This window comes from Arthrobacter sp. SD1074B (genome assembly GCF_056780195.1).
Map to the genome: position 1 here is coordinate 2,294,306 of NZ_JBRAZT010000001.1, position 26,526 is coordinate 2,320,831.

19 protein-coding genes, 2 tRNA genes and 1 riboswitch are annotated in these 26,526 nt (G+C 67.3%); of the genes, 3 read left to right on the plus strand and 18 right to left on the minus strand.

The features are described 5' to 3' along the window. Positions 1-259 precede the first annotated feature (259 nt). On the minus strand, positions 260-1,816 hold the full coding sequence (thiD, locus tag ACUYM2_RS10560; protein ID WP_481601468.1) for a bifunctional hydroxymethylpyrimidine kinase/phosphomethylpyrimidine kinase: 1,557 nt from the start codon (positions 1,814-1,816) through the stop codon (positions 260-262). Positions 1,817-1,862: 46 nt separating this feature from the next. Then, a riboswitch (TPP riboswitch) is annotated at positions 1,863-1,960 on the minus strand. Between the two features lie 155 nt (positions 1,961-2,115). Next, entirely contained in the window at positions 2,116-5,472 is a 3,357-nt protein-coding gene (locus tag ACUYM2_RS10565; RefSeq protein ID WP_481600017.1) for an Rne/Rng family ribonuclease, read from the minus strand. Positions 5,473-5,947: 475 nt separating this feature from the next. Here ACUYM2_RS10565 and ACUYM2_RS10570 point away from each other — a divergent pair, with 475 nt between their 5' ends. Continuing rightward, on the plus strand, positions 5,948-6,619 hold the full coding sequence (locus tag ACUYM2_RS10570) for a vitamin K epoxide reductase family protein (protein WP_481600018.1): 672 nt from the start codon (positions 5,948-5,950) through the stop codon (positions 6,617-6,619). 130 nt (positions 6,620-6,749) lie between these two features. Here ACUYM2_RS10570 and ndk read toward each other — a convergent pair whose 3' ends face one another. The 6 genes from ndk to ACUYM2_RS10600 all read right to left on the minus strand — a co-directional run bounded on the left by ndk (position 6,750) and on the right by ACUYM2_RS10600 (position 13,975). After that, entirely contained in the window at positions 6,750-7,163 is a 414-nt protein-coding gene (gene ndk / locus ACUYM2_RS10575) for a nucleoside-diphosphate kinase (protein WP_481600019.1), read from the minus strand. A gap of 38 nt (positions 7,164-7,201) precedes the next feature. After that, positions 7,202-7,645 (minus strand): DUF4233 domain-containing protein, encoded by a 444-nt coding sequence (locus tag ACUYM2_RS10580; RefSeq protein WP_481600020.1) that lies wholly within the window; start codon positions 7,643-7,645, stop codon positions 7,202-7,204. A 3-nt stretch (positions 7,646-7,648) separates the two neighbouring features. Beyond that, the gene (locus ACUYM2_RS10585) at positions 7,649-9,007 is read right to left on the minus strand and encodes a bifunctional folylpolyglutamate synthase/dihydrofolate synthase (RefSeq protein ID WP_481600021.1); all 1,359 of its coding nucleotides are present in this window, start codon (positions 9,005-9,007) and stop codon (positions 7,649-7,651) included. Between the two features lie 3 nt (positions 9,008-9,010). Beyond that, positions 9,011-12,358, minus strand: coding sequence for an isoleucine--tRNA ligase (gene ileS / locus ACUYM2_RS10590; RefSeq protein WP_481600022.1), 3,348 nt, complete (start codon positions 12,356-12,358; stop codon positions 9,011-9,013). A 442-nt stretch (positions 12,359-12,800) separates the two neighbouring features. Beyond that, the gene (locus ACUYM2_RS10595; protein WP_481600023.1) at positions 12,801-13,580 is read right to left on the minus strand and encodes an SDR family oxidoreductase; all 780 of its coding nucleotides are present in this window, start codon (positions 13,578-13,580) and stop codon (positions 12,801-12,803) included. Positions 13,581-13,606: 26 nt separating this feature from the next. Then, the gene (locus tag ACUYM2_RS10600; protein ID WP_481600024.1) at positions 13,607-13,975 is read right to left on the minus strand and encodes a DUF488 domain-containing protein; all 369 of its coding nucleotides are present in this window, start codon (positions 13,973-13,975) and stop codon (positions 13,607-13,609) included. A gap of 83 nt (positions 13,976-14,058) precedes the next feature. On the opposite strand from ACUYM2_RS10600, the gene valS reads away from it, so the two are divergent. Continuing rightward, positions 14,059-16,677 carry a valine--tRNA ligase gene (gene valS / locus ACUYM2_RS10605; protein ID WP_481600025.1) on the plus strand — a complete coding sequence of 873 codons (2,619 nt, stop codon included), beginning with the start codon at positions 14,059-14,061 and terminating at the stop codon, positions 16,675-16,677. Positions 16,678-16,778: 101 nt separating this feature from the next. Here valS and ACUYM2_RS10610 read toward each other — a convergent pair whose 3' ends face one another. From ACUYM2_RS10610 to ACUYM2_RS10645, 8 genes are all read right to left on the minus strand, one after another. Continuing rightward, positions 16,779-17,072 carry a putative quinol monooxygenase gene (locus tag ACUYM2_RS10610; RefSeq protein WP_481600026.1) on the minus strand — a complete coding sequence of 98 codons (294 nt, stop codon included), beginning with the start codon at positions 17,070-17,072 and terminating at the stop codon, positions 16,779-16,781. A gap of 96 nt (positions 17,073-17,168) precedes the next feature. Beyond that, positions 17,169-18,998, minus strand: coding sequence for a glycoside hydrolase family 15 protein (locus ACUYM2_RS10615; protein ID WP_481600027.1), 1,830 nt, complete (start codon positions 18,996-18,998; stop codon positions 17,169-17,171). A gap of 373 nt (positions 18,999-19,371) precedes the next feature. Beyond that, positions 19,372-19,989 (minus strand): mycothiol-dependent nitroreductase Rv2466c family protein, encoded by a 618-nt coding sequence (locus ACUYM2_RS10620; protein ID WP_481600028.1) that lies wholly within the window; start codon positions 19,987-19,989, stop codon positions 19,372-19,374. A 144-nt stretch (positions 19,990-20,133) separates the two neighbouring features. Next, positions 20,134-21,414, minus strand: a complete 1,281-nt coding sequence (clpX, locus tag ACUYM2_RS10625) for an ATP-dependent Clp protease ATP-binding subunit ClpX (protein ID WP_481600029.1) — start codon at positions 21,412-21,414, stop codon at positions 20,134-20,136. A gap of 219 nt (positions 21,415-21,633) precedes the next feature. Beyond that, the gene (locus tag ACUYM2_RS10630) at positions 21,634-22,293 is read right to left on the minus strand and encodes an ATP-dependent Clp protease proteolytic subunit (protein WP_146338590.1); all 660 of its coding nucleotides are present in this window, start codon (positions 22,291-22,293) and stop codon (positions 21,634-21,636) included. A gap of 38 nt (positions 22,294-22,331) precedes the next feature. Continuing rightward, complete coding sequence (locus tag ACUYM2_RS10635) at positions 22,332-22,937, minus strand: ATP-dependent Clp protease proteolytic subunit (RefSeq protein ID WP_481601469.1); 606 nt, start codon at positions 22,935-22,937, stop codon at positions 22,332-22,334. Positions 22,938-23,183: 246 nt separating this feature from the next. Continuing rightward, positions 23,184-24,587, minus strand: coding sequence for a trigger factor (tig, locus tag ACUYM2_RS10640; protein ID WP_481600030.1), 1,404 nt, complete (start codon positions 24,585-24,587; stop codon positions 23,184-23,186). Between the two features lie 68 nt (positions 24,588-24,655). Beyond that, positions 24,656-24,730, minus strand: a tRNA-Pro gene (locus tag ACUYM2_RS10645). Positions 24,731-24,861: 131 nt separating this feature from the next. Between ACUYM2_RS10645 and ACUYM2_RS10650 the strand changes: the two genes are divergently transcribed. After that, positions 24,862-24,935: transfer RNA gene (locus ACUYM2_RS10650), tRNA-Gly, on the plus strand. 139 nt (positions 24,936-25,074) lie between these two features. Here the strand turns inward: ACUYM2_RS10650 and ACUYM2_RS10655 are convergent. Both ACUYM2_RS10655 and ACUYM2_RS10660 read right to left on the minus strand, forming a co-directional pair. Continuing rightward, positions 25,075-26,007, minus strand: a complete 933-nt coding sequence (locus tag ACUYM2_RS10655; protein ID WP_481600031.1) for an Fpg/Nei family DNA glycosylase — start codon at positions 26,005-26,007, stop codon at positions 25,075-25,077. Beyond that, a complete protein-coding gene (locus ACUYM2_RS10660; protein WP_481600032.1) occupies positions 26,007-26,501 on the minus strand; it encodes a ribose-5-phosphate isomerase in 495 nt (164 codons plus the stop codon). The genes ACUYM2_RS10655 and ACUYM2_RS10660 overlap by 1 nt, the downstream gene beginning before the upstream one ends. Positions 26,502-26,526: the final 25 nt, after the last annotated feature.

The window sequence follows — 26,526 nt, forward strand, 5'->3', positions numbered from 1 at the left end:
GGAACCCATGAGCTATCCCGTGGAAAGTCCTGCCCGCAGGGCGGGTGAACTGTTCCTCAGGGTCATAACCCAAGTGTTGGCGTAAGCACCGAAGATCTAGACTACGCTAAATTTGCCTTCGGCCGCAAACGAGGCTGGTCCCGGCGGGCAGTGCGTGACAGGCGCCACACCGCGCGTCCAGGGGACCCACGCTGTGGTGCTGCAGCGACCTTCCGGAACCGCGCCCAACTATCTTACCGGCTGCAACGCTCCCGCCGGCTCAGGCGTGCAGCCTCGGCGCGTCGAAAAACGCCACCTCATAGCGGGCGGAGTGTTCGAAAGCTTCGGCCATGGCGCCGCGCTCCGCCTCGGAGCCCCGGCGGCCAGCCGCGTCGGCGTACCTGATCGCCTGCCGGCTCGCCTCCGCGAACCCCTCGTCCGCGTAGGTGCGCAGCCACTCCGCGTAGGGATGCGCCGCCGGTGCGCCCGCAGCGATGAATTCGCGATGCAGCGTGGCGCCGACCTCTGCGTAGAGCCAGAAACACGGCAGCGCCGCCGCGATGAGCACGCCGTAGCTGCCGGCGAGTGAGGCCGCATGCAGGTGGTCCACATAGGCCTTGGTGACCGGGCCCGGCCGGGTGTCGGCCACGCGGGCGGCCAGCCAGTTCCGGTGCAGTCCGGCTTCGACTTCGAGGCACTGCTGCGCGGAACGGGACCAGAAGAGCTGTTCAGCTTCCGACGGCGCGAGGGCGGCGGCGCGGGACAGCACCCGGGAGTAGCCGGTCAGGTACAGGGCGTCCTGGCTGAGGTAGTAGGCGAACTCCCGTTCCGGCAAGGTGCCGTCGGCGAGCCCGCGGATGAAGTCCAGGCCATAGATCGCGTCCAGTCCGGCATCCGCGTACCCCGCGAGGACAGCTGCGAATTCCCCCTCGGCGGCCGTCTGGAGGTGGTGGAAATGGTGCACGGGGCCGTTGCCGGATCCGACGTTGAGGCGTCCGGCGTCCCGCAACGCACCCAAGAGCCAGGGCTTGACCTCGCGCAGTGCCGCCTCCCAGTCCCCCGCCCGTACCTGCACCGTGGCCAGTGCCGAAGACAGGGAGCAGCCGGTTCCGTGGCTGTTACGGGTGGCGATCCGTTCGCCCGGCACGACCACCGTTTCCTGCCCAAGCAGTCCCCCGGTGTTGACCAGCGCGTCCGGGCAGCCGCCGTCGCCGTCCTGGCTGATGTCGCCGTCCTGGCTGATGTCGCCGAGGTGTCCGCCCTTGACCAGCACCGTGGTGCCGGCCTGGGCGGCGAGCCGCTTGCCCTGTTCCAGCGCCCCGGCCCAGTCCGCGGCCGGCGGTTCGTCAAGCAGCATGGCCAGTTCGGCGAGGTTCGGGGTGATGAGGTCGGCCAGCGGGAGCAGGGAGCGCAGGGCGGCCGCGGCGGATTCCTGCAGCAGCCGGTCGCCGCTCGTCGCCACCATCACCGGGTCCAGGACCACGACGGCGGGCCGTGCCTTCCCGAGCCAGGCCCGGACGGCGTCGATCACCGCGGCATCGCCGAGCATGCCGATCTTGACCGCGTCGATGGTGATGTCGTCGCTGACCGCCTCCAGCTGTGCCGTCAGGAACGACGCCGGCGGCACGTGTACGGAGCGGACGCCACGAGTGTTCTGGGCCGTCAGCGCCGTGATGACGGCCATCCCGTAGCCGCCGTTCGCGGCGATGCTCTTGAGGTCCGCCTGGATACCGGCCCCGCCGGAGGGGTCCGAACCGGCGATCGCCAGCACGCGGGGAATCTGCGTGGCGGCGGCACCGTCGGTGGGCTCCGCTGCCGGGAAGGCGGACTGAAGGATTGAGGCCGGCCGGGTTGCGGCTGGCAGGGTCGATTGCAGCTGAGCCGATGAAGACAAGAGACATCCCTTCGCCGGTGCTAACCGGACAGGTTCAACGGGTCTGGATCTCAGCCGGCTCGATGCGCGGCACCCCGTGTCAGTCCCCAGCCTAGCTGTCCACGCCGGCAACTCCCCGTCGGCCCCCAGGATGACGGCCGCCCGGGGCGGGCGCACCTTAACGGACTCGCGGGTACCGTCCGGACCGACTGATGCTTCGTCGCTTCCGCACGATACCCGCGGGCCGTGGTGTGTCTGCTGGCCTACAGCTCCGACGCCGGTACGCCGACGCCGAGGATGATCGGTTCGTTGGCAGCGGGCTTCGCGGCCGACTTCGCCGGCTCCGGGGCCTTGGCTTCATGGACCGACCCGGCCGCAGCCGACGGAGTGGTCCCGCGCTGCTGCACGGACGTCTCGTTAGCGGCTCCCTGGGCGCGGCTGGCGCTTCGGTTCCGGCGCACCCGGCGGGGTGCGGCGCTGTCCGCTGCCGGAGCCTGGCGGACCGGTGCCTGCGCCGCGGGCGCCTTGGCAGCTTCCTCGCGGACCGGTGCCTGCGCCGCGGGTGCCTTGCGGGCTTCCCGTGCCGCGGGTGCCTGGGCCGCAGGAGCCTTCGCAGCTTCCTGGGGAGCCGGGGCCTGGGCCTCGGCGGTACGTGCACTCGGCGGCTGGATCCGAGCCGTCCTGGCGCGGCCGCGGCCCCGGGTGGCACGGGACCGCTCTGCAGCTGCAGGCGCCGGGTGCTCCGCCGCGGGAACCTCGGCTGCGGGCGTCTCCGCCGCGGCCGGGGCCGCTGCGGCAGGCTTGCCGACCTCGGCGTCGCCCAGGTTGGCGAATGCCTCGGTGAGCAGGTCCAGGGTCAGCGCAGGCTGCGGGGTCTCCTCCGCGTGCTCAACGAACGGCAGGGCCACCTGCTCGCCGCCGAAGGTCAGCACGGCCGCGGGACGCCCGGCTGCCTCCTCCGTCGAAGCCAGCTCCACGGCCGCCTCAAGGGCGGCCTGCCGGGTCTCGGCGTCGGGCGCCGCTGTCGCATCGCCGTCGTGCAGGTGGGCGGCGTGGGCGGCGGCGGCGATGTTGGCCAGTGCCGCGCGGGTCGCTTCTGCCTTGGCGTGGCGCTCCGCCTCAGTGGGCTCGGCGTGCACCGTGGCGGGTGCGGACGGCATGGCCTCGCCGGCTCCCTGGCCGCCCTTGCCCCGGCGGCGCTTGCGCTCACTGCGGGCGGCGGGCTGGTGCTCGGTCCGCGGGACGTAGTGTTCCGCGGCGACGGTGTTGGCGCGGCGGTGTTCTACCGGCTCGTCGTGGGTCACGATGCCGCGCCCGGCGCAGGCTTCGCACTGTTCGCCGAAGACCTCCAGCAGCCCGGTGCCCATCCGCTTGCGCGTCATCTGCACGAGTCCCAGCGAGGTCACCTCGGCGACCTGGTGCTTGGTCCGGTCCCGGCCCAGGCACTCCACCATGCGGCGCAGCACGAGGTCGCGGTTGGATTCCAGCACCATGTCGATGAAGTCGATCACGATGATGCCGCCGATGTCGCGCAGACGCAGCTGCCGCACGACTTCCTCGGCCGCTTCCAGGTTGTTTTTGGTGACGGTCTCCTCAAGGTTGCCGCCGCTGCCGGTGAACTTGCCGGTGTTGACGTCCACCACGGTCATGGCTTCGGTGCGGTCGATCACGAGGGAGCCGCCTGAGGGCAGGAAGACCTTGCGGTCCAGGGCCTTGTGGATCTGCTCGTCGATGCGCCATGCAGCGAAGATGTCCGTGTCCTTGGTCCACTTCTCGAGCCGGCCCACCAGGTCCGGAGCCACGTAGGTGACGTAGGCCTCGATGGTGTCCCAGGCTTCCTCGCCGGAGACGATCAGCTTGGAGAAGTCTTCGTTGAAGACGTCGCGAACCACCTTGATGGTGAGGTCCGGTTCGCCGTAAAGCAGTTCGGGGGCGAGGATCTTGGTGGAAGTGGACTGACTCTCAATGCCTTCCCACTGCGCGCGCAGACGGTTGATGTCATGCGTCAGCTCTTCCTCCGAGGCGCCCTCGGCCGCGGTGCGGACAATCACGCCGGCGTCTTCCGGCAGGCGGTCCTTGAGGATCCGCTTGAGCCGGTTGCGCTCGACGTCAGGCAGCTTGCGGGAGATGCCCGTCATGGAACCGCCGGGCACGTACACGAGGTAGCGGCCGGGCAGCGAGATCTGGCTGGTAAGGCGGGCGCCCTTGTGGCCGACCGGGTCCTTGGTGACCTGGACGAGCACGGAGTCACCGGACTTGAGCGCGTTTTCGATCCGGCGCTGCTTGCCTTCGAGGTTGACGGCGTCCCAGTTGACCTCGCCGGCGTACAGCACGGCGTTGCGGCCGCGTCCGATGTCGACGAAGGCGGCTTCCATGGACGGCAGCACGTTCTGGACCTTGCCCAGGTAGACGTTCCCGATCAGGGAATCCTGCTGGGTCTTGGAGACGAAGTGCTCGGCGAGAACACCGTCTTCCAGGACGCCGATCTGGATTCTGTCGTCGCGCTGCCGGACGATCATCTGGCGGTCCACGGATTCGCGGCGGGCCAGGAACTCGGCCTCGGTGATGACGGTGCGGCGGCGGCCGGTGTCGCGGGACTCGCGGCGGCGCTGCTTCTTGGCCTCCAGCCGGGTGGACCCCTTGACGGAGGTGACGCGGTTATTGACCGGGGCCTCGCTGACAGCGCGCGGCGCCCGGACGCGGGTCACCGTGTTGGGCGGATCGTCGTCCCCGCCGCCAGTCAGTTCGATGTCCTGGTCGCCCCGGCGGCGACGACGGCGGCGCCGCGACGTCACGCCCTCTTCGAGGGTGCCCTCGGAATCCTCGCCGGTTTCCGCTGCATCCTCGGCGGCGTCTTCGGCGTCGGTGTCCGCGTCGCCGGCGGCGCGGGTACGGCCGCGGCGTCCGCGGCTGCGGCGGCGACGGCGGTTGCCGGCGTCGTCGCCCTCGGCTTCTTCTTCGTCTTCTTCTTCGGCTTCCTCTGCCACCACCGGGGCCGGGCGCACGACGGTGCTCAAGTCCGGGGCCTGGAAGATCATCGAGGTGACAGCGCCGGGCGCGAGGAACAGCGCAGGTGATTCAGCGCTGGTCTCGGCGGCGGTCTCCTCGGACCCTGCCGCGGCAGTTTCTGCGGCGGCCGGCGCAGCGGTCGGTTCCGCGGCGGGGGCGGCAGACCGGACATCGACCTCGTTGGTCTCCACGGTTTCTTCGGGCTCCACGGCCGCCGGGGCGGCCTTGGCGCGGGAGGCGCGCCGGCGGACCGGCTTCTCGGGCGCGGCCTCCGCTACCGGCAACTCCGCAGGTGCTTCAACAGGCGCATACCCTGCGGTATCCGCGGCTGCATCTGTTGCGGCGGGCTGGACGTCGGCGGCGGCCGTCTTGCGCGACCGGCTCCGGCGGGCCGGGGCCTTGACCTCTGCGGCCTCGCTGCCGTCCGTCACGGTGCCGGCGTCAGCGACGACGTCGGCCGCGGCTGCCGTATCGGCGGCCTCCGCCTTGGGGGCCGCCTTGCGGCGGGTTCTGGTGGCCCTTTTGGGGGCCTCCGTTGCAACGGCGGTTTCCGGTGCTTCCTCGATAACGGGTGCTTCGTTGTTACCGGCTGCTAGCTGGTCATTATCCATATGTGGCGACACTCCTGCCCCTGATGTACCGCCACATCCGGCACCCGTGGGGGCAAATATTTGTCAACACCCGCAGGCATTGACAGAAGTCAATTGAATACCTCCAGGTTCGCACCGGCAGTGGGGTGCGGCAGCCCTGGAAGGCCGGCGAGCTTGTTCTGAAACCCGTTGATCCCATGTCACAACCAGGTGCCGTCCAATGGCATTGCGGGATAGGCCGGATCGAGGGATCCGAAGTATGCCCTGCTCATCATTGGCGGTCTTGCAAACAAAGTCGCCGGACTGAAACCCGAATGTGGATCGCGTCCCAGCCAGGTTCATTGTCTCACAGGAGCCGCGAAAGCAGGGCTAAGCGGGACATCCGGTCCGCGTCGTGGACCGAATCACTGGTGACGGCACGACGCCTCCCCGGGTACATCCAGCCCCCGGCGATACAATCGGCCCAAGAGCACCCGACGCAAAGGACTGAAATCCCATGCCCAGCATCTCCCACGCCCCCGACGACGTGACCGCCCACGAGCGCGGCGCCGGCGCGGCCGCTGCGGAGCGCCCGCTGCCCCTGATGACGCGTGACCGGCCGTTTGCCTGGCTCCTGCTGATCACCGGCGTGGTCGGCTGGCTCGCGTCCGGCACGCTGGTGCTGGAGAAACTGGAGGTCCTCAAGGATCCCAGCCACGTCACGGTCTGCGATGTGAACCCCTGGATTTCCTGCGGACAAGTGATGCAGACCTGGCAGAGCTCGGTCTTTGGGTTCCCCAACATGTTCATCGGGATCGTCGCGTTCGCCGTCGTCATCACCACGGCGATGGGCATCCTCGCCGGGGCCAGGTTTGCCCGCTGGTACTGGCTCGGGCTGCAGGCCGGCGTGACGCTGGGCTTCGCCTTTGTGGTGTGGCTCTGGTCCCAGGCCCTGTACTCGATCCACATCTTGTGCCCGTTCTGCATGATCGTCTGGGCCGCCATGATCCCGCTGTTCGTCTGGGTGACCGTGCGCAACGTCGGCCACGGGGTCATCCGGCTGCCCGCCGCGGCCACCGGCATCCTGGCCGACTCCGGCTGGATCCTGACCGCGCTGCTGTACGTCGCCGTGGTCGCCACCATCTTCTTTGCCTTCATCCAGGTCTTCATCGGGACCTCCGGCTACTGAGCCCGCGCCACCCCCGCCACGAATAAAGCGCGAACGTACACTTGGGGCCCCGCTTTCCTAGGAAATTGGGGCCCCAAGTGTACGTTCGCGCTTATGGGGGGTGCTTAAGTGTCCGTTCGCGCCGGACGGGTTAGAACCAGATGTTGATCTCGCGTTCGGCGGACTCGGCCGAGTCGGAGCCGTGGACCAGGTTCTGCTGGACCTTGAGGCCCCAGTCGCGGCCGAAGTCGCCGCGGATGGTGCCGGGGGCCGCCGTCGTCGGGTCGGTGGTGCCGGCGAGCGAGCGGAAGCCCTCGATCACGCGGTGGCCTTCGAAGATCGCGGCAACCACGGGCCCGCTGAGCATGAACTCGACCAGCGGCTCGTAGAACGGCTTGCCGACGTGCTCTTCGTAGTGCTGTTCGAGGAGTTCGCGGCTGGCGTTGACCTTCTTCAGTTCGGCCAGGGTGTAGCCCTTGGCTTCGATCCGGGCGATGATGCTGCCGGTCAGGTTGCGGGCGACGCCGTCGGGCTTGATCAGGACTAGGGTGCGCTCAGTGCTCACAGCTGCTCCAATGTGTTGGGGTGGGGTTCGGGACAAGTCTAGTTGCTCTGGCCTTCGGGGTTCGCGGCCTCCCAGGCCGCCTGCTCGCGTTCGCGCTGGACTGACTCCCGGTCGATCCGGATGCCGGTCCGGATGCCGTACCACCAGGTGATCGCGAACAGGCCGCCCACCACGAACATCGTGGGTTCGACCAAGCCGGTGAGAATCAGCAGCAGCTGCAGGATCCAGCCCAAGGCAACGCCCCACGGCTTCGAAAGGACCGCGCAGGTCAGAACCAGCACCGCGCTCAGGCCGATGCCGACCCCGAAGACCAGCAGCGGCGGCAGCTCGCCGCGCCGGAGGCCGAAGACCGCCAGGGTGCCGAAGAGCGCCACGAAGGCCTCCAGCAGCAGCACCGTGGAGGCGAACATGACCTTGGTGGAACGGCGTTTCTTGGGCATGCCCGGGCGCCATTCGCGCTGGGCCTTGGTGAGTTTAGCCATGGGTTACGCCTCGGTCTTTCCGAGCAGGATCCGGGCCTCGGCAACAAGCGTGATGGACCCCGTGACCAGAATCCCGGCGGCTAGGTCGTCGTTGGACTCGGCCCGCTCCACGGCCCATTCGAGGGCGTCGTCGAGCTTCTCGGCGACGTGGACGTGGTCCTCGCCGAAGCCCAGATCCAGCGCCAGCTCCGCGAGGTCCTCGGCCGGTACGGCGCGGGGCGAGTTGGACTGGGTGAAGCAGTAGTCCGAAGCGAGGTCGCCCAGGGATTCCTTGAGCTGGCGGAGGATTTCCTCGGCGTCCTTCTCCTTCAGGACACCCACCACCACCACGAGCTTGCTGAAGCTGAAGGCCTCGTGGATCGCCTCGGCGGAGACCCGGACGCCCTCCGGGTTGTGCGCGGCGTCCACGATGATGGTCGGCGCGGTCCGGAGCACCTCCAGCCGCCCCGGCGAGGTGACGGTCGCGAAGGCCTCCTGCAGCACCTCGGCGTCGAGCGGCTTTTCGGCGCCGAAGAAGGCTTCCAGCGCGGCGATCGCGACGGCGGCGTTCTCCGCCTGGTGCGCACCGTGCAGCGGCACCAGCAGGTCCTCGTAGCGTCCCGCGATGCCCTGGATGTTCACCATCTGGCCGCCGACGGCGACGGTGCGGGACTCGACGCCGAACTCCACGCCCTCGAAGCGGAACGGCACGTTTACTTCCTTGGCCTTTTCCAGCAGCACCTGGGCAGCGTCGACGGGCTGCGCCGCGCTAATCAGGAAACCCCCGGGCTTGATGATGCCGGCCTTTTCGTAGGCGATCTCCTCGGTGGTCTCGCCGAGCAGCTCCGTGTGGTCCAGCGAAATCGGGGTGATCACGGCGACCTGGCCGTCGCCGACGTTGGTCGCGTCGGTGATCCCGCCCAGGCCGACCTCGATCACGGCGACATTGACCGGCTGGTCGGCGAAGATCGCGAAGCCCAGGATCGTCAGGCACTCGAAGTAGGTCAGCCGGGGCTGGCCCTCGGCGACGAGTTCGCCGTCCACAATTTCCAGGTATGGGCGGATCTCGTCCCAGATCCGGACGAAGGTCTCATCCGGGACGGGTTCGCCGTCGATGCTGATCCGCTCGGTGACTTTGGACAGGTGCGGACTTGTGTAGCGGCCGGTGCTCAGCCCGTGGGCGCGCAGGCCCGCCTCGATCATCCGCGCCGTGGACGTCTTGCCGTTGGTACCGGTGATGTGGATGATCGGGAACGCCTTGTTCGGCTCCCCCAGGATGTCCATGGCGCGGTGCAGCGGTGCCAGCCGCGGCTCCATCTTGTTTTCCGGCGCCCGGCCCAGCAACTCGGCGTAGACGCTCTCAACGGAAAATTCGTCGGTCATGGATTATGCCCCTACTTCAACGGTTACTTTTTCGACGCTGACCTGAGGTTCCTTGACCTCGGCGGGAACGGTGTCCAGCTGCAGCGTCAGGGTCTCGGTCTTGACCAGTTCGGCGTGGGCCAGCAGCGCCTCGACGGTGTCCTGCGCCGCGGTGACGGTGGTGCGGATCCGGTCGCTGACGTTCAGCCCGGCGTCCTTGCGGGCCTGCTGGATGGCGCGGACCAGGTCGCGTGCCGTCCCTTCGGCTTCCAGTTCCGGAGTGACCTCGGTGTTGAGCACCACGAACCCGCCGCCCGGCAGGACCGCCGCTGCGCGTGATCCCTCCCCCTCGGCGGCTTCCGCAACCACGGTTTCCAGGGTGTATTCCTGCGGCTCGAGGACGAGCCCGCCGGCGGTGACCACTCCGGCATCGTCCACCGACCAGTCGCCGGACTTGGCGCCCTTGATGGCCTGCTGGACGTTCTTGCCCAGCCGGGGGCCGGCGGCCCGGGCGTTGACCACGAGCTTCTGCTCGATGCCGAACTCCTCCGGGGAGGCGCTCTCGGCGTCAAGCAGCCGCACCGAGCGCAGGTTCAGTTCATCGGCGACGACGGCGGCGAAGCCTTCCAGCGCGTCCGCGCCGGGTGCCACTACGGTGAGTTCCTGCAGCGGCAGCCGCACCCGGAGGTTGGCGGCCTTGCGCAACGAGGAGCCGGTGGAGCAGATCTGCTGGACCCGGTCCATGGCTTCAACGAGCCCGGCGTTGGCCGGGAACAGTCCGGCGTCCGGCCAGTCGGCCAGGTGCACGGAGCGCCCGCCGGTGAGTCCGCGCCAGATCTCTTCGGAGATCAGCGGCAGCAGCGACGCCGCGACCCGGCAGACCGTTTCCAGCGCGGTGTAGAGGGCGTCGAAGGCATCGACGTTCTCGTCGAAGAAGCGCTGGCGGCTGCGGCGCACGTACCAGTTGGTGAGCATGTCCAGGTAGCCGCGCAGTTCGTCGCAGGCACCGGAGATGTCATAGCTGTCCAGCTGGGCGGTCATGTTCCGGACCAGGTCCCCGGTGTTGGCCATCAGGTACTGATCCAGGGTGTCGGCGTAGCCGTCGTAGCGCAGCTTCGCGTCGTAGCCCGAGCCGCCTGCCGCGGCGTTGGTGTACAGCGTGAAGAAGCTGTAGACGTTCCACAGCGGCAGGATGACCTGGCGGACGCCGTCGCGGATACCCTGTTCGGTGACCACGAGGTTGCCGCCGCGCAGGATCGGGCTGGACATCAGGAACCAGCGCATCGCGTCGGAGCCGTCGCGGTCCAGGACCTCGGAGACGTCCGGGTAGTTGCGCAGGCTCTTGGACATCTTCTGCCCGTCGGAGCCGAGCACGATGCCGTGGCTGATGACGTTGCGGAATGCCGGTCGGTCGAACAGCGCGGTGGAGAGGATGTGCAGCATGTAGAACCAGCCGCGGGTCTGGCCGATGTACTCGACGATGAAGTCCGCCGGGTTGTGGGTGTCGAACCATTCCTCGTTCTGGAACGGGTAGTGCACCTGGCCGTACGGCATGGAGCCGGAGTCGAACCAGACGTCCAGGACGTCCTCGACGCGGCGCATCACGGACTGGCCCTCTTCCGGCGTGCGGGGGTCATCCGGGTTCGGCCGGGTGAGTTCGTCGATGAACGGCCGGTGCAGGTCCACCTGGCCGGCCTTGTTCAGCGGCAGCCGGCCGAAGTCGGCCTCGATCTCGGCGAGTGAGCCGTAGACATCGGTGCGGGGGTAGTCCGGGTCGCTGGACTGCCAGACCGGGATGGGGCTGCCCCAGTAGCGGTTGCGGCTGATGGACCAGTCGCGGGCGTTGGCGAGCCACTTGCCGAACTGGCCGTCCTTGACGTTGCCCGGGATCCAGTTGATCTCCTGGTTCAGCTCGGACATGCGGTCCTTGAACTTGGTGACCTCGACGTACCAGGAGGACACCGCGCGGTAGATCAGCGGGTTCCGGCAGCGCCAGCAGTGCGGGTAAGAGTGCTCGTAGCTGGCCTGGCGGACCAGGCGGCCCTGTGCGCGGAGGACCTGGGTGATGGGTTTGTTGGCTTCGAAGACCTGGAGCCCGGCAATCTCGGCGAGGTCGCCGTGGCCGAACAGCGGCAGGAACTTCGCGCCCTCGTCGACCGAGAGGACCACCGGGATGCCGGCCTCTTCGCAGACCTTCTGGTCGTCCTCACCGTAGGCCGGGGCCTGGTGGACGATGCCGGTGCCGTCGGTGGTGGTGACGTAGTCCGCCACCAGGAAGCGCCAGCCGTTCTCGGTGCCGTACTTCTCGGCGTCGTGGAAGTAGTCCCAGAGCGGTTCGTATGTCAGGCCTTCCAGCTCGGCGCCGGTGTGCCGGGACGTGACGGCGGCCTCAGCCGCGGCGGCACCCTCGGCGCCGTCGCCGTAGCCAAGGTCCTTGGCGTAGGCGCCGAGCAGGTCGGCGGCGAGCAGGAAGCTGCCCGTGACCGGGGCTTCGGCCGACGCGGCTTTGATCCCGTGCGGTCCGGCCGGCACCACAACGTACGTGATGGCCGGCCCGACGGCGAGAGCCAGGTTGGTGGGCAGCGTCCAGGGCGTGGTGGTCCAGGCGAGCGCCTGAACGCCGGCCAGCTCCTTGGACAGCTCCGACTCCCCCGCGGTGATGGGGAAGGTGACCGTGACGGTCTGGTCCTGGCGGTTCTTGTAAACGTCGTCGTCCATCCGCAGTTCATGGTTGGACAGCGGGGTCTCGTCCTTCCAGCAGTACGGCAGCACGCGGTAGCCGTTGTACGTCAGGCCTTTTTCGTGCAGCTGCTTGAAGGCCCAGAGCACGGACTCCATGTACTCGACGTTGAGCGTCTTGTAGTCGTTCTCGAAGTCCACCCAGCGCGCCTGGCGGGTGACGTAGCTCTTCCACTCGTCGGCGTACTTCATCACCGAGGCGCGGCAGGCGTCGTTGAACTTGTCGATGCCCATGGCTTCGATCTGGGTCTTGTCCGTCATGCCGAGCTGCTTCATGGCTTCCAGTTCGGCGGGCAGGCCGTGCGTGTCCCAGCCGAAGCGGCGCTCGACGCGGCGGCCGCGCTGGGTCTGGTAGCGGCCCACGAGGTCCTTGGCGTAGCCGGTCAGCAGGTGGCCGTAGTGCGGCAGGCCGTTGGCGAAGGGCGGACCGTCGTAGAAGACAAACTCGTTGCTGCCGTCTTGGCCGGCATCCCGCTGGTCGATGCTCGCCTGGAAGGTGCCGTCCTGGTCCCAGTACTTGAGGATGCGCTCTTCGATCTCCGGGAACTTCACGGAAGCGGACACGCCAGAGGAGTTGGAGGCAGAGCTGTTGGTGCCTGACGGTGCGGCTGAGGCCTTGGGGTAATGGGTCATCTCGACATCCTGGGTTGAGCTGGTGAACAACGGGATTCATTCAGGATGCGAGGACGGCTCCTGTGTTGTAGGAACAACACCGGCACCGCGGTACCACCTCACTTACCGGCACCGGACCCGCCCTTTTCCTAAGAATCAAAAGAAAAGCGCTGCACCGGCGTCGGCCGCTCGTTGACTGCTGTGACGGGCTTACCCGTCCGGTTCTACCGGCCCTGGCGCGTCGCATTGCCGCGCCGGGGCGTTCTTCCGGAAGCTCACCGGTGATGGCCGAATCAAAGCTGATACGTCGATGTTACCGGAAACTACCCCGGCCTATTGGTCAGGGCCACCGTGGGGATCGGCGGCCACTGCTGCACCAGGCGCAGGGATCCCCCAGTCGAAACGCTGGATGGAGACGCGCTGTTGAGTGTGCGCTGTCCCGCGCCGGCGAACGGCGCCCCTCCTAGCCCTTCCGGATCACCTTGAAGTTGGAGGCCTGCGCCACCGGGCGGATCACGATCTGGTCCAGGTTGACGTGGTGCGGCGCGGCGACTGCAAAGCGGACGACGTCGGCGACGTCGGCGGCTGTGAGGGGCTTCTCGACGCCGGCGTAGACCTTGTCCGCCGCGCCCGGGTCGCCGAGCCGGTTGAGGGAGAATTCTTCGGTCTGCACCATGCCGGGCGCCACCTCGATCACGCGCAGGTTGTGCTCCGCCTCTTCCAGGCGCAGCGCCCCGGTGAGGGCGTGCTGCGCGAATTTCGCGGCGTTGTACCCTCCGCCGCCCTCATAGGCGGACAGCCCCGCCGTCGAGGTCAGGTTCAGGACGGTGCCTTCGCCGCTGGCGCGCAGCATCGGCAGGAACGCCCGGGTGAGCTTCATGGTGCCGAGCACGTTGACCTCGTACATCCACTGCCAGTCCTCGGTCTTGGCCTCGGCCACCTTGTCCGCGCCGCGGGCCCCGCCGGCGATGTTGATCAGGGTGTCGATGCCGCCGGCGCGCGTCACCTCCTCGAGCAGACGGTCGACGTCGGCGTCGACCGTCACGTCGGCGGGAACCGCAACGGCACCGGTCTCGGCGGCGAGCGCCTCTAGCCGTTCGGCACGGCGGGCGACGGCGAAGACGGTCCAGCCTTCCTGCCGAAGTGCGCGCACGGTGGCTTCGCCGATTCCGGTGCTGGCGCCGGTGACGACCGCCGCTTTTGCTGTAGTTGCAGTTCCTGCGTTGTGGATTCCCTCAGTCATGGCACCACCCTATGGGAATCAGCGGTTCATTTCCTGCCGCGACCGAGGAACTCCAGCAGTACCCGAGCGTGGTTGGCCGCCGGGTCTTTGGCGCCGAACAGCAGGGTTACCTTCCCGTTTTCGGCCGCCAGTTCCCGCAGGGTGCCAACGGCGGGGTTGGATTCGAGCTCCGCCTCGTAGGCGGCGCGGAAGTCCGCGAACCGTTCCTGCATGTGGGCAAATTCCGTGCGCAACGGCGGCGAGGGCGCCACTTCCTTGAGCCACAAGTCCAGCTGCGCGCGTTCCTTGCTGACCCCGCGCGGCCAGAGCCGGTCCACCAGGACCCGACAGCCGTCGTCGTCGGCGGGCTCGTCGTAGATGCGCTTGATCGCGAAACTTTCGGAATTTTCCTCCATAGTGGTGCACGTTATTGCAGTTGGATTCGCGAAACTAGCGAAGCGCGGTGAAGCGAAGTGTAAAGAACTGCAAGAATTGACCCATGGCTGAACACACGCAGGGTACAGACACGCCCACCACCGCCCCCATCAACGTTCCGGACAAGCCCGCCCTTGAGGGGCTGGAAGCCGCCCTCACCCGGCGCTGGCTTGACGAAGGGACCTACAAGTTCAACCGGGAGACCACCCGGGAACAGGTCTACTCGATCGACACTCCCCCGCCCACCGCGTCGGGGTCGCTGCACGTCGGGCACATGTTCTCCTACACCCAGACGGACGTCCTGGCCCGCTACCAGCGGATGACCGGCAAAAACGTGTTCTACCCGATGGGCTGGGACGACAACGGCCTGCCCACCGAGCGTCGGGTGCAGAACTACTACGGTGTGCGCTGCGACCCGGCCATCCCCTACGACGCCGGGTACCGGCCGCCGGCGGAGCCCGCCAAGAACCAGCGCGACTTCGACGTCGTCTCGCGCCGCAATTTCATCGAACTCTGCGAGGAACTCGCCGTCGAGGACGAAAAGGTCTTCGAGAACCTCTTCCAGACCCTCGGCCTGTCCGTCGACTGGGACCTGACCTACCGCACCATCGACGACAAGTCCCGGGCCATCTCACAGCGGGCGTTCCTGGCCAACCTGGCCGCGGGCGACGCGTACATGGCGGAGGCCCCCACGCTCTGGGATGTCACCTTCCGCACCGCGGTAGCCCAGGCCGAGCTGGAGGACCGCGAGGTCGCCGGCGCGTACTACCGCTACCCGTTTTTCACCGCCGAGGGCGAAAAGATCTACATCGAGACCACCCGGCCGGAACTGCTCGCCGCGTGCGCCGCCCTGGTGGCGAACCCCGACGACGAGCGGTACCAGCCGCTGTTCGGCAAGACGGTCACCTCTCCCCTGTTCGGCGTCGAGGTGGAGGTCAAGGCCCACCCGCTCGCGAAGGCGGACAAGGGCTCCGGCATCGCCATGGTCTGCACCTTCGGCGACCTCACCGATGTCACCTGGTGGCGCGAACTGCAGCTGCCCACCCGCGCCATCGTCGGCCGCGACGGCCGCATCATCGGTGAAACTCCGGACTGGATCACGTCTGAGGAAGGCCGCGCCGCATTCCAGGCGATCGCCGGCAAGACGGTCTTCAGCGCCAAGGAAGGCGTGGTGGAGCAACTCGCCGCCGCGGAACTGCTGGACGGCGAACCGAAGAAGATCATGCACCCGGTCAACTTCTTCGAAAAGGGCGACAAGCCCCTCGAGGTCGTCACCTCACGCCAGTGGTACATCCGCAACGGCGGCCGCGACGAGGACCGCCGCGAACGCCTGATCGGCCGCGGCCACGAGATCGAGTTCCACCCCGCGTTCATGCGCTCCCGCTATGAGAACTGGATCTCCGGGCTCAACGGCGACTGGCTGGTCTCCCGGCAACGCTTCTTCGGCGTGCCGGTCCCGGTCTGGTACCCGCTGGATGCCGACGGCAACCCCGACTACGACGCACCGATCGTCCCGTCCGGGGCGCAGCTGCCCGTGGACCCCGCCGCGGACGCCGCCCCCGGCTACGAGGAAGCCCAGCGCGACGTGCCGGGCGGCTTCACCGGCGACGCCGACGTCCTCGACACCTGGGCCACGTCCTCCCTGACACCGCAGATTGTGGGCGGCTGGAGCACCGACGAGGACCTCTTCGACAAGGTCTTCCCGTTCGACGTGCGGCCGCAGGGGCACGACATCATCCGGACCTGGCTGTTCTCCTCCGCGGTGCGCGCCGACGCCCTGCAGGCCACCGCACCGTGGAAGCACGCGGCCATCTCCGGCTGGATCCTGGACCCGGACCGCAAGAAGATGTCCAAGTCCAAGGGCAACGTCATTGTGCCCACGGACGTGCTGGAGGAATTCGGCTCGGACGCCGTGCGCTACTGGGCGGCCTCGGCCAAACTCGGCGCGGACACCGCCTACGAAATCGCGCAGATGAAGATCGGCCGCCGGCTCGCGATCAAGCTGCTCAACGCCTCCAAGTTCGTCCTGAACCTCGGTGCCACGGAGGACTCGGTGGTCTCATCCGACCTCTCGGTCCTCACCAACCCCTTGGACCGCGCCGTGCTTGCCCAGCTCTCCGACGTGGTCCAGCAGGCCACCAAGGCGTTCGAGAACTACGACTACGCCCGGGCGCTGCAGATCACCGAGAGCTTCTTCTGGCACTTCACCGATGACTACGTGGAGCTGATCAAGGACCGCGCCTACGGTGCCGCAGGCGAGGCCCAGCAGGCGTCCGTGCTGGCCGCCCTGGCGACGAGCCTGGACACCCTTCTGCGGCTTTTCGCGCCGTTCCTGCCGTTCGCTACGGAGGAAGTCTGGGGCTGGTGGCGGACCGGCTCGGTGCACCGCGCGCAGTGGCCCGCGGCCGTGGACATCGACGGCGACACCACCCTGCTCGCCACCGTGGGCGCGGCGCTGGGCGGCATCCGCAAGGCCAAGTCCGAGGCCAAGGTCAAGCAGCGCACCGAGGTGCTCTCCGCGACCATCACGGCTTCGGAGTCCCTGACCACGCAACTGAAGGCCGGCCTGGGCGACCTCAAGGCCGCGGCCAACGCGCGTGAGCTGGCGCTGGTGGCCGGCGAGGGCGAACTGACCGTGAGCAATGTCGTGCTGGCCCCCGCCGAGGAGCCCGCCCAGGCGTAACGCCCGGCAATGCGACAACCATGAAGAGGGCCCTCCGGCCGGCTCACGCCGGTCGGAGGGCCCTCTTCAGTTCTGTGTCGTCCGTTCTGTGTCCTCCGGGCTCAGATCCCGGAGGAGGTCTCGAAGTGCGTCAGGACCGGCGGGGCGGCCAAGAGGTTTCCCAGCCCGCTCGCTCCCTCGCCGGCCCGCCAGGCGCGGTAGGCGGAATCGTGCTCCAGGGATGCCCACCGTTCCACGACAAGGATGTGCGCCGGATCCGCACTGTCGACCAGCACGTCGACGCCGAGGCAACCGTCGAACGCCCGCGTATCGGCGAGAATGTCGCGGAGCACGGCCGGCGCCGTGGGCAAGGATTCCGTTTTGAGGGTCAGGTCAAGGTGGGCTGTGATGGGCATGGCGCTCCAATGGTCGCGTGGTCAGGTTGCTCACTGGAAGCAACAGCAGCGTCTCCACACTTGTTCCCTCAACGCCGCTCCAGTCCTCTGCCGCTGTCAGGTAGCGGAACCCTGGCTTCGCCGTTCAGCTTCGCCGATGGCCCAGGCCGCGTTGACCAGGCCGATGTGGCTGAAGGCCTGCGGAAAGTTGCCCAGCAGCTCCCGGCTGTCCGGGGCTACTTCCTCTGCCATCAGTCCCAGGCCGGTGGCGAATCCGGCCGCCCGTTCGAAGACGGCCGTGGCCCGTTCCGTCAGCCCGGCCAGGGCGAGGGCGTGCGCCAGCCAGAAGGTGCAAAGCAGGAACGCGCCTTCCTCTCCCGGAAGACCGTCATCGCCGTGGTACCGGTAGACCAGGCCGCGGCCGTCGGTGAGCCGCTGCTCGATGGCCTCCACCGTGGCCAGGAACCGCGGATCACCGGCCGGCAGGAAACCCACAATACCCAGCATCAGGGCTGAAGCGTCGAGTTGTTCCGCTCCGTAGGCCTGGGTGTAGGCCCCGGCGGCTTCGTTCCAGCCGTTGGTACGGATGGAGTCGGCGATCTGCTCCCGGGCGTCGGCCCAGCCCGGCACCCGGGCCGTGGCGCCCAGCACCCCGGCGAGGGTGATGGCGCGGTCCACCGCCACCCAGCACATCAGCTTGGAATAGAGGTAGTGCCGTGGTTCGCCGCGAACCTCCCAGATGCCCTGGTCGCGGTTCCGCCAGCGGGCCACGGCGGCGTCGGCCGCATCGGCGAGGAACCGCAGGGTTTCCGGCGCCAGCTCCGCGAGGAATTCCGGCATGGTCGCGGCCGCGTCCAGCAGCTCACCGTAAACATCGAGCTGCCGCTGGTTCCACGCGCCGTTGCCGACCCGCACCGGCGAACTGGCCCGCCAGCCGGGGAGGTGGTCCAGCACCCGTTCCGGCAAGTCCCGCTCGCCGCCGACCCCGTACATGATCTGCAACTCCTCGCCGCCGGCCAGCTGGCGGGCGGCGGCGGTCGCGAGGAACTGGAAGAACTTGCCCGCCTCGTCCGGGCAGGCCGCCACCCAGAGCGCCTGCAGGGTCATGCTGGCGTCCCGCACCCAGGTGTAGCGGTAGTCCCAGTTGCGGGTGCCGCCGGCCACCTCGGGCAATGAGGTGGTCGGGGCCGCCACGATGGCGCCGGAAGGATAGTAGCTGAGGGCCTGCAGGACCCGGCCGCTGCCGGCCACCAGCTCCTGCCAGGGGCCGCGGTAGTTTTGGTGGATGCCGGACCAGCTGGTCCAGCCCTCGACGGTGTCGTCAAGCCGCTGCACCGTCTCCTGCTGGCTCCACAGCGCCGGCTCCTCACCGGCGCCGCGTTGGCGGTGCAGGGCGAAGCCAACAACGTCCCCGGCAGCCAGGCGGAGGACGGTGCGGGCCGTACCGCCGTCGAGCTCGAAGGGCACCGGGGTGGATAAGGCGAGCTCCTCTGCTCCGGCGTGGACCAGGACGCCGCCGTCGACGTTTTGCAGCACCGGGCGGATGAGGCCGTAGCCGGGCCGCGGCGCGAAAGTGACCTCGACCTCCACGGTCCCCGTGGTGCAGGCGAGCTGGCGCAGCAACGTCCCGGGTGACGCCTCGCCGAGGTCGTGGCCGCGCCGTCCGGGGCCCAGAGCCAGTGCGTCGCTGACGGTGAGTTGACCGTGGGCGGTGCTGTGAAGCGACTCGAGGACCATGGTTGGTCCGCGGTATTGCCGGGTGGTCGAGTGCGCGCCGACCGGCCGGACGGACCAGAACCCGGCGTCCTCGCCCAGCAGCCGGCCGAAAACCGAGGGGCTGTCGAAGCGGGGAAAACAAAGCCAGTCAACAGAGCCTGCGGTGCTGACCAGCGCGGCAGACCAGCAGTCCGAGAGCAACGCGTAGTTCGCGATGGGCTCGGTGCTCACGGCTCACCACCCTCGGGGCGATTTTTGGCCTGCAGCGATTGTGGCGTGCAGCGTTTTTGGGCAAAGGGGAAGCCCCATCAGCTTTTTGCGGTTGGTGGGGCTTCGACTTTTCGATTGCCACGTGACGTCTTAGGCAATCTGGCGGGATCCTTGGAATTTCAGGTCTTCCTACCTCGTCACTGGTAGCCATCATCTGACTTTGCCGAAGGCTGCGTCGGATGAGTGTCACTGAATCTTTGGTTCCTGCGTCCCGCTTCTTTCGAAGTGGGTACGTTCTATTGTTCTCCCGCCCTTCCGGATGCACAAGGGCCCCGGATGAACTACACGGCAGTAGTTAGTCCGGGGCCCTTGGCGCGTGCGGCCGGGCCGCGACCTAGCTGAAAACAGGGCTCTCGGTGCGGCTGCGCTTGAGTTCGAAGAAGTACGGGAAGGAGGCCAGGGCCACGGTGGCGTCCCACAGCTTTCCGGCGTCTTCTCCGCGGGGGATGCGGGTCAGGACGGGGCCGAAGAAAGCGGTGCCGTTGAACGCGACCACCGGGGTCCCGACGTCCTGGCCGACCAGCGAGATGCCGGCGTCGTGGCTGGAGCGCAGCTGGGCGTCAAACTCATCGGCCTCTCCCGCCTTCGCGAGCTCTGCCGGCAGGCCCACCTCGGCCAGCGACTTGGTGATGACCTCGGCAATGTCCTTGTTGCCCTCATTGTGGATCTTGGTGCCCATGGCGTCGTAGAGGGGCTTGATGTACTCGGCGCCGTGCTTCTCGGCCGCCGCCACGATCACCCGTACCGGCGCCCACGCCTTGACCAGGAAATCCTTGTAGTCGGCCGGGAGCTCGTCGCGTCCCTCGTTCAGGACCGCCAGGCTCATCACGTGCCATTCGGTCTGGATGTCCCGGACGTCTTCCACCTCGGAGATCCAGCGCGAGGTCACCCAGGCGAAGGGGCACATCGGGTCGAACCAGAAGTCTGCTTTGTTCGTCATCGTTTCGGGCACAGGGTTCTCCTTTGGACGTGTTCGGGGAGTTGCCCCGCGGCATTCCCGCGGCAGTGGCACGGGGGGCGCGGAGCATCACTTACGCACAGCGATATGCCCGGCGGATTTATTCCGACTCTTTTACGAGCGGGACGCGGCCCTCAGTCAGGCGGATTTACGGCGTTTCACGTCGTGGGCGATCATGGTGGGCGCCGCCTTCTTGGCCACGACGTCCTCGGTGATGACCACGCTGGCAACGTCATCGCGGCTCGGGAGGTCGAACATCACCGGCAGCAGGACTTCCTCCATGATGGCGCGGAGGCCGCGGGCACCGGTGCCGCGTTCGAGGGCCTGGTCCGCGATCATGTCCAGGGCTTCGTCCTCGAAGACCAGTTCAACGCCGTCGAGCTGGAACATCTTCTGGTACTGCTTGACGAGCGCGTTCTTGGGTGTGGACAGGATCTGGATCAGCGCCGGCCGGTCCAGATTGGAGACGGTGGTGATGACCGGCAGCCGGCCGATGAATTCCGGGATGAGGCCGAACTTCAGCAGGTCTTCGGGCATGACCTCGCCGTAGGAATCCGCGTTGTTCTTGACCTCGTTCAGCGGGGCACCGAAGCCGATGCCCTTGCGGCCGGAGCGTGACCCGATGATCTCCTCCAGGCCCGCGAAGGCGCCGGCCACAATGAAGAGAACGTTGGTAGTGTCGATCTGGATGAATTCCTGGTGCGGGTGCTTGCGGCCGCCCTGCGGCGGGACGGAGGCGACCGTGCCTTCGAGGATCTTCAACAGTGCCTGCTGCACGCCTTCACCCGAGACGTCACGGGTGATGGAGGGGTTCTCGCTCTTGCGCGAGATCTTGTCGATCTCGTCGATGTAGATGATGCCCTGTTCGGCCTTCTTGACGTCGTAGTCCGCGGCCTGGATCAGCTTGAGCAGGATGTTCTCGACGTCTTCGCCCACGTAGCCGGCTTCGGTCAGGGCGGTGGCGTCCGCGACGGCGAACGGGACGTTGAGCCGCCGGGCCAGGGTCTGCGCCAGGTAGGTTTTGCCGCAGCCGGTGGGGCCGATCAGCAGGATGTTGGACTTGGCGATCTCGACGTCGTCGTGGTGCCCGCCGTCGGCCAGCGCGCCGCTCTTGGGGGCGTGGCCGGCCTGGATCCGCTTGTAGTGGTTGTAGACGGCGACGGCGAGGGACCGCTTGGCGGGCTCCTGGCCGATCACGTATTCCTGCAGGAAGTCGAAGATTTCGCGGGGCTTGGGCAGCTCAAAGCTGCCAAGGTCAGCTACTTCGGCGAGTTCTTCTTCAATGATCTCGTTGCAGAGTTCAATGCACTCGTCGCAGATGTAGACGCCGGGCCCGGCAATGAGCTTGCGGACCTGCTTCTGGCTCTTTCCGCAGAAAGAACACTTCAGCAGATCGGTGCTCTCGCCAATCCGAGCCATATGTGAACCCCTTATTATCTTGCTGCCGGCTGGGTCGTGCTCCTGTGCAGCGCTGCACCCGTTACTGGAATCACGGACGTTCCTGGCGGGACGTGGCCGTGACAACTTCCACTCTAGGTCACTTTCGGCCTGATGGGTGGAAAGAAGACGCCGGTGCGGCCCGATTCTGCTGAGCCGCACCGGCGTCGTGTTTCATCCGTGGATCATGCTGCCTGGTCGTTACTTCGTGATCGCCTGGGGCTTGATCTTGCGGGAGTCAAGCACCTGGTCGATCAGGCCGTAGCTCATGGCTTCTGCGGCGGTGAGGATCTTGTCGCGTTCGATGTCGTTGTTGACCTGCTCCGAGGTGCGGCCGGAGTGCTTGGCCAGCGTGTCCTCGAGCCAGGAGCGCATCCGCATGACCTCGGCGGCCTGGATCTCCAGGTCGGAGGCCTGTCCGCCCTGGCCGCCGGAGAGGGCGGGCTGGTGGATCAGGACGCGTGCGTTCGGCAGGGCCAGGCGCTTGCCCGGGGTGCCGGCGGCGAGCAGCACGGCGGCCGCACTGGCGGCCTGGCCCAGGCAGACCGTCTGGATCTCCGGGCGGATGTACTGCATCGTGTCGTAGATCGCCGTCATGGCGGTGAAGGAACCGCCCGGGGAGTTGATGTAGAGCGTGATGTCGCGGTCCGGGTCGGTGGACTCGAGCACCAGCAGCTGCGCCATCACGTCATCGGCGGAGGCGTCGTCGACCTGGACGCCCAGGAAGATGATGCGGTCCTCGAAGAGCTTGGTGTAGGGGTCCTGGCGCTTGAAGCCGTAGGGGGTGCGCTCTTCAAACTGCGGCAGCACGTAGCGGCTGCTCGGCAGGTTACCGGCAGTCGATCCGAAGTTGTAGTTCATATTCTTTGCTCCTGAAGTCGGTTCTGTCTGCGTGCCGGTTAGTTTTCGGTGCCGGCGTTGGTCCCGCCGCCGCCTGCCACGGACCCGGCGTGCGCCGCGATCTTGTCGAAGAAGCCGTATTCCAGGGCTTCGGGCGCCGTGAACCACTTGTCGCGGTCGTTGTCCTTGAGGATGGTCTCCACGGTCTGTCCGGTCTGCTCGGCGGTCAGTTCGGCCATGACCTTCTTCATGTGCAGGATCAGCTCTGCCTGGATCTTGATGTCCGAGGCGGTGCCGCCGATGCCGCCCGAGGGCTGGTGCATCAGGATGCGGGCGTTCGGGGTGGCGTAGCGCTTACCCTTGGTGCCGGAGGAGAGCAGGAACTGGCCCATCGAGGCGGCCAGGCCGGTGGCCACGGTGACAACGTCGTTCGGGATGAACTGCATCGTGTCGTAGATGGCCATGCCGGCCGTGACGGAGCCGCCGGGCGAGTTGATGTACAGGTAGATGTCCTTCTCGGGGTTCTCGGCCGAGAGCAGCAGCAGCTGCGAGCAGATCGCGTTGGCGTTCTCGTCGCGGACCTCGGAACCGAGCCAGATGATGCGCTCTTTCAGCAGGCGGTTGTAAATGTAGTTATCCTGGGCTGCCGGATCGACGGTAGCCATCCGGGGTGCCCCTGCTTGCTGTGACATGTGTACTTACCTCTCGCTGGCGACGGTGACGCCACTGGACGGCATCACTGAACTTTCCTACATGGACACTAACGGTTTTCCCGGCTCCTTTGTGCTCAGGTACAGGGCTGTTCGCTGACGGCGCACGTTTGCCCCGGAGCGTTCATCGCAGGCTTAAAAAGCCGCACCCCCGGATCGGTGATCCGGGGGTGCGGGCAGGAACTGCGGGGACTGCGGGTGCTAGAACTTCACGGCAGCCGGGTCGTCATTCTTCGGCGCTTCGGCGGCTGCCGTGTCCTCGGACGACTCGGCTGCTTCCTCGGACGCCTCGGCTTCGAAGGAAGCCTCTTCGCCGCCGGGGCGGACGAAGTCGCTGAGGTCAATCGTGTTGCCCTCGGTGTCGGTGACCTCGGCCTGGCCCAGGACCACGGCGAGAGCCTTGCGGCGGCGGACCTCGGAGACCATCATGGGGACCTGGCCGCTCTGATCGATGATCTGGGCGAACTGGTTCGGGTCCATGCCGTACTGGCTGGCGGTGGTCACGATGTAGTCGATCAGCTCGTTCTGAGTGACGTTGACTTCTTCCTTTTCGGCGATGGCGTCAAGGATGACCTCGTTCTGGAAGGCCCGCTCGGTGTTGGCCTTGACCTCGGCGCGGTGCTCCTCGGTGTCGTGCTCGCCTTCACCGTGGGAGTTCTCGGCGCTGAAGTGCTGCTCGAGCTGCTCTTCGACGACGGATTCCGGAACCGGAACCGACACGAGCTCAACGAGCTTGTCCAGAACCTTGTCGCGGGCCTCGACACCCTGCTCGACGGTCTTGGAGTCGGCGGCCTGCTTGGCGAGGTCCTCGCGGAGCTCGGCCAGGGTGTCGAACTCGGAGGCCAGCTGGGCGAAGTCGTCGTTGGCCTCGGGGAGCTCGCGCTCCTTGACGGCCTTGACAACAACCTTGACCTGCGCGGATTCGCCGGCGTGGTCGCCGCCCACGAGGGTGGTGTCGAAGATGGCGTCCTCGTCTGCGCTGAGGCCGGTGACGGCTTCGTCCAGGCCTTCGAGCATGGTGCCGGCGCCTACCTGATAGGACAGGCCCGAGGCGGAGTCGACCTCGGCGCCGTCGATCGTGGCGGTGATGTCGATGGTGAGGAAGTCACCGTCGGCGGCGGGGCGGTCCACGGACTTGAGCGTGCCGAAGCGGCCGCGCAGTTCGTCGAGGGCCTTGTCGACGTCGGCGTCCGACGACTCTGCAGCGGCAACCTCAACCTTGATGCCGGAGTAGTCCGGGAGCTCGATCTCGGGGCGGATGTCGACCTCGGCGTGGAACTTCAGCTCACCGTCGGTGGCGGACGGGTCCGGCACCTCGGTGATTTCCACCTCGGGACGGCTCAGCGGGCGGATGCCGGTTTCCTGTACGGCCGCCTGGTACCAGCCGTTGAGGCCTTCGTTGATGGCCGTTTCCAGAACGTAGCCGCGGCCGACGCGCTGGTCAATGAGCTTGGAGGGGACTTTGCCCTTGCGGAACCCGGGAACCTGGATCTGCGAAGCAACAGTCTTGTATGCCTCTGCGATGCTGGGCTTCAATTCCTCAAAGGGGACCTCAACATTGAGCTTTACCCGCGTGGGGGTGAGGTTCTCGACAGCGCTCTTCACAGTCTAAGTACTCCTGGTTTTGGGGGATGGGGTTCTGCAACGCCACTTATCTGGCAGTTGCTGCAGAGTCGGGGTGACAGGATTTGAACCTGCGACTTCCTGCTCCCAAAGCAGGCGCTCTAGCCAAGCTGAGCTACACCCCGTAAGTGCACAGAACAGTCTACGGTCATACTGTGCTGATTTGCACATTTGACACTAGGGGCCTGCATTGGGTTTAGTTGTATCCGGCTTCACAAGCCGCCCGGAAGTTTTGCTGAAGTTCCAGCAAATTCCCGGGGACGTAGCTTAATGGTAAAGCCTCAGTCTTCCAAACTGATTACGCGGGTTCGATTCCCGTCGTCCCCTCCAGAATATGACGAAGCCAGGGCCCCTCTCCGGAGGGGCTTTTTTCGTACCCACCCCCATCGACTGCTCCGTAACTGCCCTTCCCGCGGTCTAAAGGGCAGTTACGGAGCAATCGACACAGGGACCCGGCAAATCGGTTTCTTCAGGCCCCCTGGCAGACCGGGCACCAGTAGAGCTTCCGGGCAGCGTGCTCGGTCAGCGCCACGGCCGTGCCGCAGTCGCGGCAGTCCAGGCCCTGCCGCCTGTAGACAAAGTGCGCCTCCTCCTCGCCTGGCCCCGTCCCGTCGTCGTGCCCGCTCCTGTCGCCCGTCCGGGTCCCGTCCTCCTGCCCGGTCCAGTAGCGCGCCGGGGTGGTGATGATCCGGCCGTCGCGGACGCCGTCGGACATCATCACCACGGCGTCGTCCCAGAGCTGCCCGGCGGCGTCTGCCGGCAGGGCTGCTCCCGGCAGCCAGGGGTCCAGCCGCTGCCGGAACAGCAGTTCGGCCCGGTAGACGTTCCCGACGCCGGCAATCACCTTTTGGTCCATCAGCAGCGTGGCCAGCGGGGTGCGCTTTTTCGCCAGCCCGGAGATGAAGGAGTCCCGGTCGCCCGGGAGGTTCCGCAACGGGTCCGGGCCCAGCCGGGCCAGCACTGTTTCGACCTCGACGCCAGTGAGGGTTTCGCAGGTGGTTGCGCCGCGCAGGTCGGCCCAGCCGTGGCCGCTGGCCAGCCGCACCCGGACCGCTCCGACGGGAGCCGGCGGTCCCGCGTATACGGGGTCCGGATCCTCGCCGTAGACCTCCCGTTCCCCAATTTTCCGGGGCGCGCCGATGCTGGAGGCGCCGCGGAAGCCCGCGTCGCCGCCGAAGTCCCAGGCGCCGTACAGCCCCAGGTGGACGTGCAGGACCAGGCCGTGCTCGAAGCCGAGGAACAGGTGCTTTCCGTGCGCCACGGAGCCTGTAAGGACCTGGCCGTCCAGCAGCGCTGCCCCCTGCGCGAAGCGTCCCTGCGGGCTGGAGACGGCGAGCCTCTCCCCCGCGAAAACGTCGGCGAACTGGCGGGCCAAACGGTGGACCGAATGCCCTTCCGGCACTATTCGACGACCTCGCCGGTGGCCTCGTAGGTGGCGATCTTGCCGATCCGGCGGATGTGCCGCTCGTCGTTGCTGAAGGGTTCGGTGAGGAAAGCCTCGATGATAGCGGTGGCCTCATCGACGCTGTGCTGGCGGCCGCCGACCGCCACGACGTTGGCGTCGTTGTGCTCACGGGCCAGTTTGGCGGTGGACAGGTTCCACGCCAGGGCGGCGCGCACCCCCTTGACCTTGTTGGCCGCGATCTGTTCGCCGTTGCCGGAGCCGCCCAGGACGATACCCAGCGCGGAGGTGCCGGCTGCCTGGTCCGCCACGACGGCGCGAGCGGCGTTGATGCAGAAGGACGGGTAGTCATCCAGCGCGTCGTAGACCTTGGGCCCGTGGTCCACGACCTCGTAGCCCTTCGCGCTGAGGTGGGCCACCAAGTGGGCGCTGAGCTCCATGCCGGCGTGGTCGGTGGCGATGTGAACGCGCGGGAAATCCGGGGCAGTGGTCACGGCGTATCCGTTCTTTGGGGCGCCG

Coding starts and splice junctions, on each gene's coding strand:
- ACUYM2_RS10565 (WP_481600017.1), bottom strand. CDS start 5,472: ATGGATAATGACCAGCTAGCAGCCGGTAACAACGAAGCACCCGTTATC.
- ACUYM2_RS10580 (WP_481600020.1), bottom strand. CDS start 7,645: ATGGCTAAACTCACCAAGGCCCAGCGCGAATGGCGCCCGGGCATGCCC.
- ACUYM2_RS10585 (WP_481600021.1), bottom strand. CDS start 9,007: ATGACCGACGAATTTTCCGTTGAGAGCGTCTACGCCGAGTTGCTGGGC.
- ileS (WP_481600022.1), bottom strand. CDS start 12,358: ATGACCCATTACCCCAAGGCCTCAGCCGCACCGTCAGGCACCAACAGC.
- ACUYM2_RS10610 (WP_481600026.1), bottom strand. CDS start 17,072: ATGCCCATCACAGCCCACCTTGACCTGACCCTCAAAACGGAATCCTTG.
- ACUYM2_RS10635 (WP_481601469.1), bottom strand. CDS start 22,937: ATGGCTACCGTCGATCCGGCAGCCCAGGATAACTACATTTACAACCGC.
- ACUYM2_RS10630 (WP_146338590.1), bottom strand. CDS start 22,293: ATGAACTACAACTTCGGATCGACTGCCGGTAACCTGCCGAGCAGCCGC.
- ACUYM2_RS10595 (WP_481600023.1), bottom strand. CDS start 13,580: ATGACTGAGGGAATCCACAACGCAGGAACTGCAACTACAGCAAAAGCG.
- valS (WP_481600025.1), top strand. CDS start 14,059: ATGGCTGAACACACGCAGGGTACAGACACGCCCACCACCGCCCCCATC.
- ACUYM2_RS10570 (WP_481600018.1), top strand. CDS start 5,948: ATGCCCAGCATCTCCCACGCCCCCGACGACGTGACCGCCCACGAGCGC.
- clpX (WP_481600029.1), bottom strand. CDS start 21,414: ATGGCTCGGATTGGCGAGAGCACCGATCTGCTGAAGTGTTCTTTCTGC.
- ACUYM2_RS10600 (WP_481600024.1), bottom strand. CDS start 13,975: ATGGAGGAAAATTCCGAAAGTTTCGCGATCAAGCGCATCTACGACGAG.